The organism is Lentzea sp. NBRC 102530 (assembly GCF_030269365.1).
In the GTDB taxonomy this organism is placed as follows: domain Bacteria; phylum Actinomycetota; class Actinomycetes; order Mycobacteriales; family Pseudonocardiaceae; genus Lentzea.
Window position 1 is genome coordinate 265,803 of record NZ_BSTF01000005.1, and the last position, 17,864, is coordinate 283,666.

The following is a 17,864-nucleotide window of genomic DNA, read 5'->3' on the forward strand; positions in this document are numbered from 1 at the left end:
CATGGGGGATGACTGGACCGGAGCGCCTTCGCGCGCAGTCCGGCCGTGAGATGAGGGGCACGATCAGGCAGGATCCTGATCGTGCCCAACCCACGTGTGGTCGTGTGGACCACTGCCGATCCTGAACGCACGAGTGCGGAACTGAGCAGGCGCGCGGCCAGGCCGCGGTTGCTGGTGCCCGTTCCGCACGGCACGTTCGTGCTCGGCCCCGAGCCGTACACGGCGGAGACGCTGATCGACGGCCTGCGCGTCGTCAAGGGCAGGCGCATTGGTCTCATGTGGACGGAGTCGACGGCGTGGCTCGTCTACTTCGACGGAGAGGTCCGGGGCTGGAGGTTCGGCCCGGACGACTCGTTCGAACCGGCACCGCCGAGGCGGCTGCCGGAAGGCCTCGGCTGGCTGGGTGAGGCCGCGGAGACGGTGCGCCGACAAGGTGTGCACGACGGGATCGGCGCGTTGTGCACGGCGTTGGAGGCGGCGGGGTACTTCCTGGACGCCCAGGCACTGGTGAGGGTCGACGGCGGGGAAGTCGACGACGCCCTTCCACACCACGAGAAGAAGTGGTGGGAGAGCCTCGTGGGCGAGCGCCAGGGCATGGCCGACACGCCGTGGGTCGACCCGCGGCCGTCGTTCGCCGGTACCGCCGCCGTGGCGTTCCTGCTCGTCTTCTTGCTGGTGGCGAACGATGTTCCGGTCCAGATCACGGTTCCGGTGTGCGCGCTGCTCGTGTGTGCGTTGGCGTGGTCGGGGGCCGTCTGCGCGGTGGTGTGGAGCCGCCGGCGGCGCACGGATGCGTTCCCGGTGCGCGATGTTCTGGGCATGTCCGCATGGGCGCGTGAAGCCGACCAGGAATGATGTTGGTCGTGAGAATGCTGATCTGGACCCCGTTGAACGCCGCCGAGCTGCAGAAGGCCATGCACAGCGGCAACGTGGGACCCGCGGCGCTCGTCCCGGTGCAGTCCGGCACGGTGCTCTTGCCCCCGCCGGCCACGAAGCTCAACGAGGCCGCGTACATGACGAACCGGGTGCGCAAGATCGGCGGCGGCGCCGCGCTGGCCGTGTGGAACGACGACGCCGCGTTGCTCTACATGTTCACGACGTCGCTCGGCCGCGCCTCGATGTGGGGGCCGCGCGAGGCGGTGCTGCGGCTGTCGGGACAGGCCAAGCAGTCCGGGCCGGTCGGCAAGGCCTTCGACCGCATGACCGCGGGCATGGTCGACCTGCGCGAGCGGGAGAAGTGGCAGCTCGACGCCATCGACAAGCTCACCGCGCTGTACCCGTCCGCTAGCCGCAAGGGCACGCTCGAACGCATCCGCGACTTCCAGAACGGCCGCGCGGCGATCCCCGACTTCTTCCGCGCCGCCGGGCTGCTGGAGGTCGCGCAGGTGGCCGAACTCACCGAGCAGGGCCGGGCGGACGGCGTGCTGACCACGCTGGAGCCGCCGCGCGCGCAGCTGTGGCCGTTGGCGCTGATCTTCCCTCTGATGGTGGTGACGGCACTGGTGACCGTCCTGCTCAACATGCCCGCGTTCGTGTACTACCTCGTCGGCGCGTTGCTGCTGGTGCTGCTCGTCGGGCTGTTGGTGATGCTCAGGCGGCGGCTCGTGCGGACGAAACCGATCAACACGGTGCTGCCGGTCATCCCGGTCACCCAGGGTGCGGTTCCGACCGACTAACCTGGACGGCGTGGCACGTGTCGTCGTACTTGACTATGGCTCCGGCAACCTGCGCTCGGCCGAGCGCGCGCTTCAGCGGGTCGGCGCCCATGTCGAGGTGACGTCCGACCCCCGCGCCGCCCGTGAGGCGGACGGTCTCGTCGTCCCCGGCGTCGGTGCCTACGCGGCGTGCATGGAGGGCCTCAACTCGGTGCAGGGCGCCAGGATCATCGGCGCGCGCCTCGCCGGTGGCCGTCCGGTGCTCGGCATCTGCGTGGGCATGCAGATCCTGTTCGACCGCGGCATCGAGCACGGCGTGCTGACCGAGGGCTGCGGTGAGTGGCCCGGCACCGTCGAGCGGCTCGAAGCGCCGATCGTGCCGCACATGGGCTGGAACACCGTGCGCGCGCCCGAGGAGTCGCAGCTGTTCGCCGGGCTGGACAAGGACACGCGGTTCTACTTCGTGCACTCCTACGGCGTGCGCCGCTGGGAGCTGGAGCCGGCCGACCACCTCAAGGCGCCGCTCGTGACGTGGGCCGACCACGCGGGTGACGAGTTCGTGGCGGCCGTCGAGAACGGTCCGCTGTGGGCGACCCAGTTCCACCCGGAGAAGTCCGGCGACGCCGGAGCGCACCTGCTGCGGAACTGGCTGACCACCCTGTCGTGATCACCGTCAACAGGGGCGTCGGAGGTCCGAGAGCACGTGGCCGCCCTCGTCCCCGGTGACGCTAGGCTGACCGCGTGACGTTCACACTCCTCCCCGCTGTTGACGTGGCCGACGGTCGTGCCGTCCGGCTCGTGCAGGGCGAAGCCGGTACCGAGACGAACTACGGCGAGCCGCTCGACGCGGCCCTGCAGTGGCAGCGCGACGGGGCGGAGTGGATCCATCTCGTCGACCTCGACGCGGCGTTCGGCCGCGGCTCCAACCGCGAACTGATCGCGCGCGTCGTCGGCGAACTCGACGTGAAGGTGGAGCTGTCCGGCGGCATCCGCGACGACGCCTCCCTCGAGGCGGCCCTCGGCACCGGTTGCGCCCGCGTGAACCTCGGCACCGCCGCGCTCGAAGACCCGGAGTGGTGCGCGAAGGCGCTGGCCGCGTACGGCGAGAAGATCGCCGTGGGCCTCGACGTCCGCATCACCGAGCAGGGCCACCGCGTGAAGGGCCGCGGCTGGACGTCGGACGGCGGCGACCTCTGGGAGGTCCTCGACCGCCTCGACCGCGACGGCTGCACCCGCTACGTCGTCACGGACGTGTCGAAGGACGGCACGCTCACCGGCCCGAACCTCGACCTGCTGCGCGAGGTCTGCGCCCGCACCGACGCCCCGGTCATCGCGTCCGGCGGCGTGTCCACTGTGGACGACCTGGTGGCCCTGGCCGCGCTGTCCCGCGACGGCGTCGAGGGTTCCATCATCGGCAAGGCCCTGTACGCCGGCGCGTTCACGCTCCCGGAAGCACTCGCTGCGGTCCGTTGACGACCGACTCGATGTGAGCGGCCGCGGCCGCGTGCGTCACACCCGTGTTGTGGAGCACGTCGGCCGCGGTCCCGTCGGCCTCCAGCAGCACCCCGAGCAGGATGTGCTCGGTGCCGATGAACATGTGGCCCATCCGCAACGCCTCGCGCACGGCCAGTTCGAGCGCCTTCTTGCAGTGCGTGGTGTACGGCTGCTTCTCCGGCCGTTGCTTGGCCTCGGCGTCGAGCCGGTTGAGGGTCGCGATGCGCGTGCTGCCGTCACCTGATTCCAGCTTCGCGATCGTCTTGGCCGCGAGCCCCGCCGACTCGTCGAGCAACCCGAGCAGCAGGTGCTCGGTGCCGATCCGCTCGCTGAACCGCGCGTGGTGCCGCGCCAGCGCGATGACCCGCCGCGACCGCTGCGTGTAGCGCTCCATCGTCGGCTTGCCGAGCTCCGGCGACTCCTTCGGCACGAACCGCTTCTGCGCCGCCTGCTTCGTGACGCCGAGGCTCTCCCCGATCTCGGCCCAGCTCGCCCCACCCCGCCGCGCCTCGTCCACGAAGTGACCGATCAGGTGGTCGCCGAGCTCGCTCAGCTGACCGCTCATCTCGACGGCCTTGGTCAGGCGTACGAGCGCGTCGTCGGCCTCCTGGGCGACGGTGACGATGAGGTCGGTCAACTGGATCATGCGTCAACTCTAGGTTGACATCATGTCGATCGTCAACTTTGGGTTGACGATGACAACGTTGTCTTCGGTGCGCAAACCTTTGGCATGTCCATGTTGACGACCCACGTCAACGTTGATTGAACGCAGTCAACGTTGAGCCGACATTGACCAGTCCACTCAACGTTGACCCGGTGTTGACGACTCAACTCAAGCTTGATCGGCGGGTGCGGTGATGCGGATGCCGACCGATCCGGTCCGCCCGCGCCGCACCTTGCTGCCGAAGACCGTGACCCACCCGAACAGGCCGTACTTCTTCGAGATGCGCGCCCGGACGTCGTCGCTGGCGTCGTCGTCCAGCAACACGGCGTGCGCCGGCACCGACGGGCCCTGGGGGTTGCCGCGGACGTCGCACGGGCCGACCTCGACGGTCCCGCTGCGCCGGATGCGCTTGACCTTCCCGCTGTCCCGCGCGCTCCAGGCGTAGATCACGCCGTCGTTCTCGCCGGCGACGACCCAGACCGGCGTCGGCACCGCGGTGCCGTCCTTGCGGAACGTCGTCAGCAGCAGGTACTTGCCCTCGCCCAAGTCGCTGATCATGGCGCCGCAGCCTAGTCCTCGGCGCGGTCTTTCCAGGCTCCCCGGTAGGCTTTCCCGCATGTCAGTCGCGGTCCGTGTCATCCCCTGTCTCGACGTCGACCGCGGCCGGGTGGTGAAGGGAGTCAACTTCACCAACCTCGTCGACGCGGGCGACCCGGTCGAGCTGGCCAGGGCGTACGACGCCGAGGGCGCCGACGAGCTGACGTTCCTCGACGTGACGGCCAGCAGCGGCGACCGCGAGACGACGTTCGACGTCGTCCGCCGCACCGCCGAGCAGGTGTTCATCCCCCTGACGGTCGGCGGCGGCGTGCGCAGCCCCGAGGACGTCAACAAGCTGCTCCGCGCGGGCGCGGACAAGGTCAGCCTCAACACCGCCGCCATCGCGCGCCCCGAGCTGCTCAAGGAGTGCTCGGAGCGGTACGGCGCGCAGTGCGTCGTGCTGTCCGTCGACGCGCGGCGCGTGCCCGGCGGTACCGGCTTCGAGGTCACCACCCACGGCGGCCGCAACGGCACCGGCATCGACGCCGTCGCGTGGGCCGCGAAGGGCCAGGAACTGGGCGTCGGCGAGATCCTGCTGAACTCCATGGACGCCGACGGCACCAAGGCGGGCTTCGACCTCGAGCTCCTCGAACTGGTCCGCCGCGAGGTCGACGTCCCGCTGATCGCGAGCGGTGGCGCGGGCGCCGTCGACCACTTCGCGCCGGCCGTCGCCGCGGGGGCCGACGCCGTGCTCGCCGCGAGCGTCTTCCACTTCGGCCAGCTCCGCATCAGCGAGGTCAAGGACGGCCTGCGCCAGGCGGGCGTCGTGGTGCGATGAAACCCGTCGAGGTGCGGGTCGCCTCGGCGGTCGCGCTCGGTGGCGCGCTCGTGTTCTTCGTCGTGGGCCTGATCATGTGGCGGACGACCGGGGACGCCGACGTGCTGAAGCTGCCGTCGTTCCTCGCGATCGTGGAGCTGCCGATCGCCGCGGCCCTGCTGCTGCGACTGAGGGTCGTGCACTACCCGGCGATGATCGTCTTCATCCTGGTGGCGCTGCTGCACCTCGTCATCGTGCTGGCCGACGGACCGGCATGGGCCCGCGTCGCGTCCGGCGTGCTGTCCGCCGTGCACATCTACGGAGTGGTCCTGCTCAACACCGGACCAGCTCGTGAACACCTGGGAGGTCCCCGTTGAGCAACTCGCTCGACCCCGCCGTCGCGCAACGCCTCAAGCGCACCCCGGACGGCCTCGTGTGCGCCGTGGCCCAGCAGCGCGGCACCGGTGAGGTGCTCATGGTGGCGTGGATGGACGACGAGGCGTTGCACCGCACCCTCACCACCCGTCGCGCGACCTACTACTCGCGCAGCCGCCAGCAGCTGTGGGTGAAGGGCGAGACGTCCGGCCACACCCAGTACGTGCACGAGGTGCGCCTCGACTGCGACGGCGACACGCTGCTGCTGACCGTCGACCAGCAGGGTGCGGCCTGCCACACGGGCGACCGCACGTGCTTCGACGCCACGGTCCTGCTCGCCGACGCGTGACGGGTCAGTCCAGGTCGCCCGTCAGGTAGCGCTGCATGTTCGGGCCGATGGCCTTGACGACGGTCTCCAGGTCGGTCGAGGCCAGCGGCTCGAACCCGACGACGTACCGGACGATGCCGAGCCCCACCATCTGCGTCGCGCAGAGCGTGGCGCGCAGTTCGCGTTGTTCGGCGCCGATCTCCGCGAGCACCTTGTTGAAGATCGCGTTGACGAGGAACCCCTTGAGCGCGCCCGCCACCTCCGGCTGGCTGGTGACGCTGCGGATCAGGGCGGCGAAGGTGCCGCCGCCGGTCGCGTCCCACACCGTCACGAAGGTGCGGATGACGCGTTCGCCCGCCTCCTCGACGGGGCCGTCCAGCAGGCGCTTGAGGATCTCGGCGGGGTCGAAGGGGAGCTGCAGGACGGACTGCGCGAACAGGCCCTCCTTGCCGCCGAACCAGTGGTTGACCATGGCGGCGTCCACGCCCGCCTTGGCGGCGATCGCGCGTACGGTGGCACCGTCGTAGCCCTTTTCCACGAAGACCTCGCGGGCCGCCGCGACGAGCGCGGCCCTGGTGTCCTCGCCCGCGGCTCGGCGGCCGCGGCGTTTCTGGTTCACTTGCTCCACACGGGCCATAGTTCAACAGATGTTGAATTTATGCAACAATTGGTGACATGGTGAGCGTCATCGGGGCTGTGGCCGCCGCTGGTCTGGGGGCCGTGAGCCCAACGCGTGAGGAGTTCCGCGAGCTGGCGGTCAACCGCCGGGTCATCCCGGTGGTGCGCAAGCTGCTCGCGGACGCGGAGACCCCGGTCGGCCTGTACCGCAAGCTCGGGGCCAATCAGCCGGGCACGTTCCTCTTCGAGTCGGCGGAGAACGGGCGCTCGTGGTCGCGGTGGTCGTTCATCGGCGTGCGGTCGAGCGCGGCGCTCACGGCGAACGGCGGCGAGGCGTACTGGACGGGCACGCGCCCCGTCGGCCTGCCCGACGGCGGTGACCCGCTGCAGGTGCTGCGCGAGACCATCGAGGTGCTGCGCACCGACCCGCTGCCCGGCATGCCCCCGCTGACCGGCGGCATGGTCGGCTACATCGGCTACGACGCGGTGCGGAGGCTGGAGCGGCTGCCCGTCATCGCCGAGGACGACCTGAAGATCCCCGAGCTCGTGATGCTGCTCGCGACCGACCTGGCCGCGCTCGACCACCACGAGGGCACCGTCACGCTCATCGCGAACGCGATCAACTGGGACGACTCGCCCGAGCGCGTCGACGCCGCGTACGACGACGCGGTGCGCCGCCTCGACGAGATGACCACGTCGCTGCACACGCCCGCGCCGCCGACGGCCGCCGTGTTCTCCCGGCCCAAGCCCGAGTTCCGGCGCAAGCGCTCGCAGGCGGAGCACTTCGCCGCCGTCGAGAGGGCCAAGGAGGCCATCCGGGCAGGCGAGGCGTTCCAGGTCGTCGTGTCGCAGCGGTTCGAGATCGACACGGACGCCGACGCGCTCGACATCTACCGCGTGCTGCGCGCGACGAACCCCAGCCCGTACATGTACCTGCTGCGCCTCGACGGGTTCGACATCGTCGGGTCCAGCCCCGAGTCGCTCGTGACGGTGCGCGACGGCAAGGCGACCACGCACCCCATCGCGGGCACCCGCTGGCGCAGCGAGGACCCCGAAGAGGACGCCCTGCTGGAGAAGGACCTCCTCGCGGACCACAAGGAACGCGCCGAGCACCTCATGCTCGTCGACCTCGGCCGCAACGACCTGGGGCGCGTCTGCAAGCCGGGTTCGGTGCACGTCGTCGACTTCTTCAAGGTCGAGCGGTACAGCCACGTCATGCACATCGTGTCGACCGTGACCGGTGAGCTCGCCGAGGGCAGGACGGCCTACGACGCCGTCGCCGCCTGCTTCCCGGCCGGCACGCTGTCCGGTGCGCCCAAGCCGCGCGCCATGGAGCTCATCGAGGAACTGGAGCCCACCCGCCGCGGCCTCTACGGCGGCGTCGTCGGCTACTTCGACTTCGCCGGGGACGCCGACACCGCCATCGCCATCCGCACCGCCCTGGTGCGCCAGGGGGTGGCGTACGTGCAGGCCGGTGGCGGCATCGTGGCCGACTCGGACCCGCTGGCCGAGGACAACGAGTGCCTCAACAAGGCGGGCGCGGTCCTGGCCGCGATCGCCACCGCCCAGACCATGGCGCCGGCAGTTGAACGCTAGCCGTCCACTGTGGATCGCCGCGCTCCTGCTGGTGGGCGCGGCGGGTGCCTTCTGGGGCGCGGACTCCGTGCCGGTGGCGCTGCTGTGCCTCGCGTCGGTCGCGGCGGTCCTCGCGTTGAGCGGGGTGGTGCGCCGGATCCTCGGAGTGCTGCTGGTCGTCGTGGGCGTCGTGGCGGCGTTCTCGGGTCACTGGCTCGCGATCGCCGGAGGCGTCCTCGTGGTGGCCTCCGGCGCGCTCCAGGCGGCGCTGGGAGGCCGGATGCCGAAGATCGGGATGGGCGGCCAGAAGACCCGCGCGGCCGACCCGGAGACCGACCTGTGGCGCGCTCTGGAGCGCGGCGACGACCCGACCGACGACCCGACCGACGATTCGAAGGCGGGCGAACGTTCCTCGAACGAGTGAAGATCATTCACCTGCGTTCGCGCATGTGACACGTGCACAACCTTGGTTAGCTGCAGGGACAGGTGAACCCCGGTGGCTGGGGCGTTACTCCGCCGGGGTTAGCATCCCCGTAGCGGGAAGGGGAGCAAGACTGTGACGGTTCTCGAATCGATCCTCGAAGGTGTGCGTGAGGATCTCGCCGCTCGCGAGGCCCAGTTGCCCTTCGACGTCGTCAAGGAGCGCGCGGCCAAGACCGCCCCGCCTCTCGACGTGCTGTCGGTGTTGCGCGGGCCGAACGTGGGTGTCATCGCCGAGGTCAAGCGCCGCAGCCCCTCCAAGGGCGCGCTGGCGGAGATCCCGGAGCCGGCCGAACTCGCGTCCGCGTACGAGGCGGGCGGCGCGTCGGTGATCAGCGTGCTGACCGAGCAGCGCCGCTTCGGCGGATCGCTGGCGGACTTCGACGCGGTGCGCCGGACGGTGAAGATCCCGCTGCTGCGCAAGGACTTCATCGTGTCGCCGTACCAGGTGCACGAGGCGCGCATGCACGGCGCCGACCTGGTGCTGCTGATCGTCGCCGCGCTGGAGCAGAACGCGCTCGTGTCGCTGCTCGACCGCGTCGAGTCACTGGGCATGACGGCGCTCGTCGAGGTGCACACGGCCGAGGAGGCCGACCGGGCGCTGGAGGCGGGTTCGTCGGTCATCGGCGTCAACGCGCGCAACCTTCACACGTTGGAGGTCGACAAAGACGTTTTCGGCAGGATCGCTCCGGGGCTACCCTTCGAGACGATCAAGATCGCCGAGTCGGGCGTGACCGGGCCCGGTGACCTGATGTCGTACGCCGGCGCGGGCGCTGACGCGGTGCTCGTCGGCGAAAGCCTGGTGACCAGCGGTGACCCCAAGGCCGCCGTGAACAAGCTCGTGACCGCGGGCTCACACCCCGCGTGCCCCCGGCCGAGCCGGTAGGCACGTTCGAAACACAGCTTCAGAGGAGCTACCCGATGGGCCAGTTCACGCCCACACCGCACGATCCCGACGCACGTGGCCACTTCGGCCCGTGGGGCGGCCGGTTCGTCCCGGAGGCCCTGATCGCCGCGGTGGACGAGCTGGCCGCGGAGTACGACAAGGCGCGGCTCGACCCGGAGTTCGTGAACGAGTTCCAGCGCCTGCTCAAGGACTTCGCGGGCCGTCCGTCCCTGCTGACCGAGGCCCCGAAGTTCGCGGAGCACGCCGGTACGAGGGTGTGGCTGAAGCGCGAGGACCTCAACCACACGGGTTCCCACAAGATCAACAACGTCCTCGGGCAGGCGTTGCTGACCAAGCGCATGGGCAAGAAGCGCGTCATCGCCGAGACCGGCGCCGGCCAGCACGGTGTGGCCACCGCGACGGCGTGCGCGCTCCTCGGCCTCGACTGCGTCGTCTACATGGGCGAGGTCGACACCGAGCGCCAGGCCCTGAACGTGGCGCGCATGCGCCTGCTCGGAGCCGAGGTCATCCCGGTGAAGTCCGGGTCGCGCACCCTCAAGGACGCGATCAACGAGGCGTTGCGCGACTGGGTCACCAACGTGGACGAGACGCACTACCTGCTCGGCACCGCCGCGGGCCCGCACCCGTTCCCGCTGCTCGTCCGCGACTTCCACCGCGTGATCGGCATCGAGGCGCGCGAGCAGGTCCTCGAGAAGACCGGCAGGCTGCCCGACGCCGTCATCGCCTGCGTCGGCGGCGGCTCGAACGCCATCGGCATCTTCCACGGCTTCATCGACGACCAGGACGTCCGCCTGATCGGCGTCGAGCCCGGCGGCTCCGGCCTCGACAGCGGCAGCCACGGCGCCACCCTGACGGCCGGCACCCCCGGCTCGCTGCACGGCGCGATGTCGTACGTCATGCAGGACGAGGACGGCCAGATCACCGAGGCGCACTCGATCTCCGCCGGTCTCGACTACCCCGGCGTGGGTCCCGAGCACTCGCACCTGAAGGACATCGGCCGCGCCGAGTACTTCCCGGTCACCGACGCCGAGGCGATGGAGGCGTTCGCCCTGCTCTCGCGCACCGAGGGCATCATCCCGGCGATCGAGTCCTCGCACGCCCTCGCGGGCGCGCTGAAGATCGGACCGTCGCTCGGGCCGGACGGACTCCTCGTCGTGAACCTCTCCGGGCGTGGCGACAAGGACATGGACACGGCCGTGAAGTACTTCGGCCTCGCTGACGGGGGACAGGCCTGATGTCGTCGTTGTCTGACGTTTTCGCCGCGGCGAAGGCCGAGTCGCGTGCCGCGCTGATCGGCTACCTGCCCGCGGGCTTCCCCACGGTGGACGGCTCCAAGGACCACCTCCGTTCGATGGTCGAGTCCGGGTGTGACCTGGTCGAGGTCGGCCTGCCGTTCTCCGACCCGGTGATGGACGGCCCGACGATCCAGGCCGCCGCCGAGCAGGCGCTGTCCGCGGGCTTCCGCGTGAGCGACCTGTTCGACGTGGTCTCCGCCGTGTCCGAGGCCGGCGGTCGTGCGGTCGTGATGACGTACTGGAACCCGGTCCTGCGCTACGGCGTGGACGCGTTCGCGCGCGACCTCGCCGCCGCCGGCGGCCTCGGCATCATCACGCCCGACCTCGTCCCCGACGAGGCCGACGACTGGATGGCCGCGTCCGCCGCGCACGGGCTCGACCGGACGTTCCTGGTGGCGCCGTCGTCGACCGAGGAGCGCATCGCGATGACCGCGCGCGCTTCGTCCGGCTTCCTCTACGCCACCGCGGTCATGGGCGTCACGGGCGCCCGTGACGTCGTGTCGTCCGCCGCGCCCGAGCTCGTCGCACGGGTGCGGGAGCACACCACGCTGCCCGTCGGCGTCGGGCTGGGTGTGCGGTCCGGTGCGCAGGCCGCCGAGATCGCCGGGTTCGCTGACGGCGTCATCGTGGGGTCCGCGTTCGTGTCGGCCGTGGCCGAGGGCGACGCCGCGGTGCGTGCGTTGGCCGCGGACCTCGCCAAGGGCGTGCGGTCGGCTGCTGCGACTGTCTGACCCTCCGTTCCTCGTGAGACCGCTCGGCCCTCGTGGGCCGGGCGGTTTGCTTTGTAGCGCTTGGTCAAGCCGCCTCTGCAGCGACGGCTTCACCGTGATGGTTGCCGGGTGGCGCGGAATTGCTTTCGAAGGTCGAACGTCGTGCCCGTCATCGAGTGGTTGTCGGGATGGCGGGTATTCGGTTGTGGGGGGAGCGCCTGCCTCCTTTCGGAGTCTTTGGAGTTCCTCCAATATGATTACACAGATTCGAACACCTGATCGAGTGAATTCTGATCGAACGGGGCCAAAACCCCACTTCACCGTCGGTCCGAGCTGCGATCGTGGCCCTATGCACAACCCAGCTATCCGTCCGGCGTGCCACACTGGTACTCGCCGGGCGGTTTTCGGAGGTGATGCCCTGTGGCAGCTCCAGCAGAGACGGCGCCAGACCAGTACCTGTTGCCGAGGCACGTGGGCCCTTGGTCGCTCGACGACGTCCTGTCGTTGCCCGAGGACAACAGCCAGCGCATCGAACTCGTCGACGGGATGCTTCTCGTGAGCCCGCTGGGGTCCGTTCGACACCAGGAAGTGGTGTTCGATACGGCCGCTTGCTTGCGCGCGGCCTGTCCAGGTCACCTGAAGACGACGATCGAGCTGAACGTCCTGCTGTCCAGCGGCCGCTTGGTGATCCCGGACTTCACCGTCGTGAAGCCGCGGGAAGCGGGAGTCATGTTCCCGGTGTCGGACGTCGTCCTGGTCGGTGAGGTGTTCTCGCCGAGCACTCGGCTGAACGACGAGGGCCTGAAGCGCAGCCTGTACGCGGACGCGCGCGTTCCGTACTACCTGATGGTCGACCCGAGCGGCCCGGTCGTCGAGGCCACGCTGCTCGAACTGCAGGGAGACCAGTACGTCGAGATCGCGACGAGCGATGCCGGAGTGCTGGAGGCCGAGCGGCCGTTCCCGGTGACCATCAAGTTCTAGCCGTAGAGCCACTCCAGCCGTTCGTGCAGGTCGGCGACGGTCCACGAGGCGAACATCGCGTCACGGGCCAGCGCCGCCTCCCCGGCGAGGTGGTAGACCTCCCGGCCCATGAACCGTGATGCCTGGTGGACGCGCGCGGCCCGCTCCGACCGGAGCGCCACGTACCGCGCAAAAGAGCCCCGCACGTCACGAGGGTCGAACACGGAGGCGAGGCACACCGCGTCCTCCAACGCCTGGCACGCACCCTGCGCGGCGTACTGCAACACGGGATGCGCGGCGTCCCCGAGCAGCACCACGCGTGAGTCCTGCCAGTCCGCGATCGGCGCGCGGTCGCACAACACCCAGGCCCGCCACTCGTCGGCGAGCTCCATGACCCGGGCCGCGTCATCGCACAACGGCGTGAAGTGCCGCATCACGTCAGCGTGCTCGACGGGCTTGCCGCTCAGGGGGTCCGTGGCCCCGTTGTCCGCCGTGGCAACGAGGTTCACGTACCGCCCGCCGGCGATGACGTACCAGACCACGTGGTAGCGGGGTCCCGCCCAGAGCGTGACCACGTCCTCCTTCAACGAGTGCGGCACGTCCCGCGCCGGAATGACCGCACGAAAGGTGGTGTGCCCGGAAACCTGAGGGTCGCCGTCCCCGACGAGCTGCCGCCGCACGGCGGACCGCAACCCGTCGGCGCCGACCAACGCCGTGCCGTGCACCAGGTCTCCGGACCGCAACACGGCCGTGACGCCGTCCTCGTCCTGCGTGTACGCCTCGACCCCGCTGTCGACCCTGAGGTCGATCCGCTCGTCGCTCTGGCAGGCGTGGAGCAACGGCGCGAGCACGTCGTCGCGATGCACCACGGCATAGGTGCCGAACCGAGCCCGGAACCCGTCGTCGATCGGCAACCCGGCGATCAGCCTGCCGGACACGCCGCACCGGAGCCGCCACGCGTCGACGTGCACGGCCCGCGACCGCACCGCCGGACCGACACCGAGGGCGTCGAGCATCCGGAAGCCGTTGGGGCCGACCTGGATGCCCGCGCCGATCTCCTCGAACGCGGGGGCGGCCTCCAGCACGGTCACCCGCTGCCCGGCCCGGGCGAGCCCGAGAGCCGTCGCCAGTCCGCCGATACCGCCGCCGACCACCAGGACTGTCATGTACGACCCTTCGCGCGTCCGCCGAGACCGCGTCCGAGTATCTCGGTCGGCCGCGACCGCGGGAAGGCGCGGAACGGCGGGTTCGGGAGGTGAGGTGAAGAACGCGCCCTGCCGCCCGCCGCCATGCTGCTCACCTGGGGTTTTGGGTGCGGAGGGTGATCTTCGGGTGGCCCGGGCGTGATCGGCGGGGTTCTGGCTCGGTAACGATCGCGCGTCCGAACGAGGCGCTCACAGCGCGGACGGTACGGTGGTCGCCGTGTTGGACGCCCTTCTGGCCACGATCCCGAGTCCCGACCGCGGTGTTTGGTACCTCGGTCCACTCCCCATCAGGGCCTATGCGCTGTGCATCATCGCCGGCATCATCGTCGCCATCTGGTGGGGTGAGCGTCGCTGGGTCGAACGCGGCGGCATCAAGGGCGAGGTCACCGACATCGCCGTGTGGGCCGTACCGTTCGGGCTGGTCGGCGGTCGGCTCTACCACGTCATCACGGACAACCAGAAGTACTTCGGGCCCGGCAAGAACCCGTTGGCGGCGCTGGAGATCTGGAACGGTGGCCTGGGGATCTGGGGTGCCATCGCCCTGGGTGCCGTCGGTGCCTGGATCGGCTGCCGGCGCAGGGGGATCCCGTTGCCGGCGATGGCGGACGCGCTGGCGCCCGGCATCGTGGTGGCGCAGGCGATAGGGCGTCTCGGCAACTACTTCAACCAGGAGCTCTACGGCGGCGACACGACGTTGCCGTGGGGGCTGGAGATCTACCGGCGGGTGACGCCGGAGGGTCGTGAGGACGCGCTGGCGGGCATCGCCATCGACCACACGCCGATCCAGATCGTGCACCCGACGTTCCTGTACGAGCTCGTCTGGAACCTCGGTGTCGCTCTGCTGATCGTGTGGGCCGACCGGAAGTTCCGGCTCGGGCACGGGCGGGTGTTCGCGCTCTACGTGGCCGGGTACACGGCCGGGCGATTCTGGATCGAGCTCATGCGCACGGATGAGGCGACGCTCATCCTGGGCACTCGGGTGAACGTGTTCGTGTCGGCGCTCGTGTTCTTCGGGGCGGTGGCGTACTTCATCATCGCCAGGTCGCGCGGTGAACGTGAGGACGTCGCGGCGATGCGCGGGACGACGGAGGCCGGGGTGGCCGGCGAAGCCGAGCCCGACGAAGCCGAGACCGCGGAGACCACGCAAGCAGAGGGTGTCGCCGCAGAAGGCGACGCCGAGAAGAAGAACTCCCCGGAGTCCGTCAAACCGGAGTGATTTGTGCGCGTGCTCGTCGTCGAGGATGACGACCGGGTGGCCAGGGGCCTGCTGACCGCACTGCGGCACGCGGGTTACGAGGTGCATCGGGTGGCCACGGCCGCCGACGCGCTGCGTGCCGCGCCCGCCGACGTGGTGTTGCTGGACCTGGGCCTGCCCGATGGTGACGGCCTGGACGTGCTGCGCGAGTTGCGGCACCGTCCGGGCACCGCCGTCATCACGGTCACGGCGCGCGGCGAGGAACGCGAACGCGTGCTCGGGCTGAGGGCCGGCGCGGACGACTACGTGGTGAAGCCGTTCGGCACGTCGGAGTTGCTGGCCCGGATCGAGGCCGTGCTCCGGCGCACCCGAACGCACCGCGCGGGGCCGGAGAGCGAGGCGCCGGTCGAGGTCGGGGCGTTGCAGGTCATCACGTCCACGCGCACGGCCACTTTGGACGGCGAGCAGCTTTCGCTCACCCGCAAGGAGTTCGACCTCCTGGCGCTCCTCGCGAGCCGCAAGGGCGAGGTCGTGAGCCGCGACTTCATCGTCGACCAGGTGTGGCAGGCACACTGGGAGGCGCCGTCGCGGACGCTCGACACGCACATCGCGGCCCTGCGCGGGAAGCTCGGGAGCAGCGTGAAGATCGAGACGGTCCGGGGTGTGGGGTACCGCCTCGCCACGTGACGAGTGTCCGAGAGACATCCACAGGCAGGTGCGGAACAATCACGGCTGATGCTCCGCCGACTGCTCGTCATCACCGTTCCGCTGCTCGTCGCCCTGGTCGCGGCGCTCGGCATCCCTTTGGCGTCCGCGGTCGTGCAGCGCGAGACCCAGACGACGTACCTCGACCGCCTCGGTGACGCGAGCCGGTTCGCGAGCCTCGGCGAGAGCGCGTTGCAGTCGGACCGGCTGGAGGCGTTGAGCCAGGAGATCCAGCGCTACGACAACCTCTACGACATCCCCGTCGCGCTCGTGAGTGCGGACAGGCGGATCCTGCTCGCGTCGCGGCAGGGCTTCGACCCGAGCAACGACCCGGAGGTCGTCAAGTCCCTCAACACCGCGCTGAACGGTGGCGTGCGCCCCGAACCCGAGTACACGGGCTGGCCGTGGCGCACGGGTCCGATGGTCGTGGTCGAGCCGGTCGGACGGGACAGCGAGGTCGTCGCCGCCGTCGTCACCATCTCCCAGACCCGCGGGCTCAGGAACGAGGTCCTGCGGCAGTGGGGACTCATGGCGCTCGCGGGTCTCGCGCCGATGCTGGCCGTGGTCGCCGCCGCGTGGCCCATGTCGCGCTGGGTGCTCCGGCCGGTCGGCAGGCTCGACGAGGCCACGGCCGCCGTCGCCCAGGGCAACCTGGACGTGCGCGCGGACGAGGTCGGCGGGCCGCAGGAGCTCCGACGGCTCGCGAGAAGCTTCAACACCATGGTCGACGTCGTCGGCAAGGCCCTGAACAGGCAGAAGGCCTTCGTCGCCGACGCCTCGCACCAGCTGCGCAACCCGCTCGCGAGTCTCCGGCTCGCCGTCGACAACCTCGGCCCGCACGTCGAGGGCGAGGACGCGAAGGAAGCGCATCAGATCGCGGTCGAGGAGGCAGAGGAGATGGGCCGCGTGCTCGACACGTTGCTCGCCGCGACCAGGCTCGACAGCGCCCGCCAGACCGAGCCCGTCGAGATCGACCAGCTCCTCACGACGCACCGCCCGGCGTGGCAGGCGCTCGCGAGCAAGACCGGCGTCACCCTCACCATCGACGTCCCGCAGGGCCTCACCATGCAGGAACCGCCCGGCGGCCTCGGCAGCGTGCTGGACGAACTCGTCAGCAACGCCATCAGGCTCGCCAACGCGACCGAGGTCAGGGTGACCGGCACGCAGGGCGAGCTGCACGTCGTCGACAACGGCGACGGCCTCACCCACGAGGAACGCGAACTGGCGCTGCAACGGTTCTGGCGTGCCACCAAGCACCAGAACATCGCGGGCACCGGCATGGGCCTCGCGATCTGCGCCGAACTCATCGAGTCGGCCGGCGGCACGCTCACCCTGCACGACGCCGGCCCGGGCCTGGACGTGAAGGTCGCCCTCAGCGCTTCACGGAACGGAACCAGCGCATAGCGCCGTCGTGCAGCGGCACCAGCCCGGTCGCGATCCCGGTGCGGACGTTGATCCGCGACGCCTCGGGGTGCCCCTCGACGATCCGCGCGGTCTCGGTGAACACCGTCCGCGTCACGACCTCGACCACGTCAACGCTCAACGACTCGCGCGCCAGCAGCAGGTTCGGCACCGCGAACGTCTGGTTCGCCGCCACGTCCTCGTAGGTCGTGCTGGGGATCGTCGCCGGGATGTACGGGCCCTTGTACTTCTCGGCGAGCTTGACCGCCTCGTCGGGGATGTTGATCAGCCGCACGTTGCCCTGGAGGTCCGTTATCGCGGGCGTCGGGATGCCGGTCAACGCGAGCATCGCGTCCAGTGACCCGTTCGCGACCCGCCGGGACGCCTCCGCGTGCGCCATCCGTTCGTCCATTGCGGACAGACCGAAGAACCCCAGCATCCGTTCGGCGGTGAACTCCGTGCCGGAACCGGCGGGCCCCAAGGAGATCCGTTTGCCCGCAAGGTCGCTGAAAGTGTGTATCGAAGAGGCAGCCGGGACGGCGATCTGCATGAAGCTGTCGTAGAGCCGGCCGACCGCGCGAACGCTCTGCGGGTCGTCGATGGGGTCCAAAGAGGACAACGCCAGCTGTGCTTCACCTGATCGCAACAGTTGGAGGTTCTCCACCGACGCAGCCGTGGGGATCGCGGTGACCTTCGTGCCGGGCAGTTGCTCGGCCAGCGCCGCCGCCAGCGCCCCTCCGACCTCGCGGAACACCGCACCCTCGGGGCCGGTGGCGAGCACCAGTTCAGCGGGCGCCTCGACCCTGCGCGGGGTGCACCCGGCGAGAGCCAGCCCGGCCCCTAGCAGAAGCGTGCGACGGCTGAACGACACCGATGAAGCCTAGCTGTTACGTCAGGGCTGTCTGAAGTTTCCCTACGTCGGCTTGTCGGTCGTGGTGGCGCG

At 70.1% G+C, this 17,864-nt stretch carries 21 protein-coding genes; 16 read left to right on the forward strand and 5 right to left on the reverse strand.

What is annotated here, in order from left to right:
- Positions 1 to 81 precede the first annotated feature (81 nt).
- The 4 genes from QSK25_RS15600 (at position 82) to priA (ending at position 3,128) form a co-directional block, all read left to right on the forward strand.
- Entirely contained in the window at positions 82 to 855 is a 774-nt protein-coding gene (locus QSK25_RS15600) for a hypothetical protein (protein ID WP_285638971.1), read from the forward strand.
- Between the two features lie 8 nt (positions 856 to 863).
- Entirely contained in the window at positions 864 to 1,676 is an 813-nt protein-coding gene (locus QSK25_RS15605) for a hypothetical protein (protein WP_285638972.1), read from the forward strand.
- 10 nt (positions 1,677 to 1,686) lie between these two features.
- Positions 1,687 to 2,322, forward strand: coding sequence for an imidazole glycerol phosphate synthase subunit HisH (gene hisH, locus QSK25_RS15610; RefSeq protein WP_285638975.1), 636 nt, complete (start codon positions 1,687 to 1,689; stop codon positions 2,320 to 2,322).
- 74 nt (positions 2,323 to 2,396) lie between these two features.
- Complete coding sequence (priA, locus tag QSK25_RS15615) at positions 2,397 to 3,128, forward strand: bifunctional 1-(5-phosphoribosyl)-5-((5-phosphoribosylamino)methylideneamino)imidazole-4-carboxamide isomerase/phosphoribosylanthranilate isomerase PriA (protein ID WP_285638977.1); 732 nt, start codon at positions 2,397 to 2,399, stop codon at positions 3,126 to 3,128.
- On the opposite strand, the gene QSK25_RS15620 is transcribed toward priA, so the two are convergent.
- Both QSK25_RS15620 and QSK25_RS15625 read right to left on the reverse strand, forming a co-directional pair.
- A complete protein-coding gene (locus tag QSK25_RS15620) occupies positions 3,094 to 3,795 on the reverse strand; it encodes a Clp protease N-terminal domain-containing protein (protein WP_285638979.1) in 702 nt (233 codons plus the stop codon). The two genes, priA and QSK25_RS15620, sit on opposite strands and share 35 nt — an antisense overlap.
- 186 nt (positions 3,796 to 3,981) lie before the next feature.
- Positions 3,982 to 4,371: a PPOX class F420-dependent oxidoreductase gene (locus QSK25_RS15625; protein WP_285638980.1), complete on the reverse strand. Its 390-nt coding sequence runs from the start codon at positions 4,369 to 4,371 to the stop codon at positions 3,982 to 3,984.
- A 58-nt stretch (positions 4,372 to 4,429) separates the two neighbouring features.
- Here QSK25_RS15625 and hisF point away from each other — a divergent pair, with 58 nt between their 5' ends.
- Genes hisF through hisI form a run of 3 tightly spaced genes read left to right on the forward strand, consistent with a single transcriptional unit; the run spans position 4,430 to position 5,891 of the window.
- The gene (gene hisF, locus QSK25_RS15630; RefSeq protein ID WP_285638981.1) at positions 4,430 to 5,188 is read left to right on the forward strand and encodes an imidazole glycerol phosphate synthase subunit HisF; all 759 of its coding nucleotides are present in this window, start codon (positions 4,430 to 4,432) and stop codon (positions 5,186 to 5,188) included.
- Positions 5,185 to 5,544: a hypothetical protein gene (locus QSK25_RS15635; RefSeq protein WP_285638983.1), complete on the forward strand. Its 360-nt coding sequence runs from the start codon at positions 5,185 to 5,187 to the stop codon at positions 5,542 to 5,544. The genes hisF and QSK25_RS15635 overlap by 4 nt, the downstream gene beginning before the upstream one ends.
- Complete coding sequence (gene hisI, locus QSK25_RS15640) at positions 5,541 to 5,891, forward strand: phosphoribosyl-AMP cyclohydrolase (protein ID WP_285638985.1); 351 nt, start codon at positions 5,541 to 5,543, stop codon at positions 5,889 to 5,891. Before QSK25_RS15635 ends, hisI begins: the two co-directional genes overlap by 4 nt.
- A 4-nt stretch (positions 5,892 to 5,895) precedes the next feature.
- Here the strand turns inward: hisI and QSK25_RS15645 are convergent, their stop codons facing one another.
- On the reverse strand, positions 5,896 to 6,507 hold the full coding sequence (locus QSK25_RS15645; protein WP_285638986.1) for a TetR/AcrR family transcriptional regulator: 612 nt from the start codon (positions 6,505 to 6,507) through the stop codon (positions 5,896 to 5,898).
- Positions 6,508 to 6,545: 38 nt separating this feature from the next.
- Between QSK25_RS15645 and QSK25_RS15650 the strand changes: the two genes are divergently transcribed.
- The 6 genes from QSK25_RS15650 to QSK25_RS15675 all read left to right on the forward strand — a co-directional run bounded on the left by QSK25_RS15650 (position 6,546) and on the right by QSK25_RS15675 (position 12,436).
- Positions 6,546 to 8,084, forward strand: a complete 1,539-nt coding sequence (locus QSK25_RS15650; RefSeq protein ID WP_285638987.1) for an anthranilate synthase component I — start codon at positions 6,546 to 6,548, stop codon at positions 8,082 to 8,084.
- The gene (locus QSK25_RS15655) at positions 8,074 to 8,487 is read left to right on the forward strand and encodes a Trp biosynthesis-associated membrane protein (protein WP_285638989.1); all 414 of its coding nucleotides are present in this window, start codon (positions 8,074 to 8,076) and stop codon (positions 8,485 to 8,487) included. Before QSK25_RS15650 ends, QSK25_RS15655 begins: the two co-directional genes overlap by 11 nt.
- A 132-nt stretch (positions 8,488 to 8,619) precedes the next feature.
- Positions 8,620 to 9,429 carry an indole-3-glycerol phosphate synthase TrpC gene (gene trpC / locus QSK25_RS15660; RefSeq protein ID WP_285638991.1) on the forward strand — a complete coding sequence of 270 codons (810 nt, stop codon included), beginning with the start codon at positions 8,620 to 8,622 and terminating at the stop codon, positions 9,427 to 9,429.
- A gap of 35 nt (positions 9,430 to 9,464) precedes the next feature.
- On the forward strand, positions 9,465 to 10,685 hold the full coding sequence (gene trpB / locus QSK25_RS15665) for a tryptophan synthase subunit beta (RefSeq protein WP_285638993.1): 1,221 nt from the start codon (positions 9,465 to 9,467) through the stop codon (positions 10,683 to 10,685).
- A complete protein-coding gene (trpA, locus tag QSK25_RS15670) occupies positions 10,685 to 11,476 on the forward strand; it encodes a tryptophan synthase subunit alpha (RefSeq protein WP_285638994.1) in 792 nt (263 codons plus the stop codon). Before trpB ends, trpA begins: the two co-directional genes overlap by 1 nt.
- Before the next feature lie 399 nt (positions 11,477 to 11,875).
- Complete coding sequence (locus tag QSK25_RS15675; RefSeq protein ID WP_285638996.1) at positions 11,876 to 12,436, forward strand: Uma2 family endonuclease; 561 nt, start codon at positions 11,876 to 11,878, stop codon at positions 12,434 to 12,436.
- Here QSK25_RS15675 and QSK25_RS15680 read toward each other — a convergent pair.
- Positions 12,433 to 13,581 (reverse strand): FAD-dependent oxidoreductase, encoded by a 1,149-nt coding sequence (locus QSK25_RS15680; RefSeq protein ID WP_285638997.1) that lies wholly within the window; start codon positions 13,579 to 13,581, stop codon positions 12,433 to 12,435. The genes QSK25_RS15675 and QSK25_RS15680 overlap by 4 nt on opposite strands.
- 259 nt (positions 13,582 to 13,840) lie before the next feature.
- Between QSK25_RS15680 and lgt the strand changes: the two genes are divergently transcribed.
- From lgt to QSK25_RS15695, 3 genes are read left to right on the forward strand one after another with little or no spacing between them, the layout of a single operon-like run.
- Positions 13,841 to 14,836 carry a prolipoprotein diacylglyceryl transferase gene (gene lgt, locus QSK25_RS15685; protein WP_285639392.1) on the forward strand — a complete coding sequence of 332 codons (996 nt, stop codon included), beginning with the start codon at positions 13,841 to 13,843 and terminating at the stop codon, positions 14,834 to 14,836.
- Positions 14,837 to 14,839: 3 nt separating this feature from the next.
- Positions 14,840 to 15,502, forward strand: coding sequence for a response regulator transcription factor (locus tag QSK25_RS15690; protein WP_285638998.1), 663 nt, complete (start codon positions 14,840 to 14,842; stop codon positions 15,500 to 15,502).
- A gap of 48 nt (positions 15,503 to 15,550) precedes the next feature.
- Positions 15,551 to 16,924, forward strand: a complete 1,374-nt coding sequence (locus tag QSK25_RS15695) for a sensor histidine kinase (protein WP_285638999.1) — start codon at positions 15,551 to 15,553, stop codon at positions 16,922 to 16,924.
- Here the strand turns inward: QSK25_RS15695 and QSK25_RS15700 are convergent.
- Positions 16,893 to 17,792, reverse strand: a complete 900-nt coding sequence (locus QSK25_RS15700) for a TAXI family TRAP transporter solute-binding subunit (RefSeq protein WP_285639000.1) — start codon at positions 17,790 to 17,792, stop codon at positions 16,893 to 16,895. The genes QSK25_RS15695 and QSK25_RS15700 overlap by 32 nt on opposite strands.
- Positions 17,793 to 17,864: the final 72 nt, after the last annotated feature.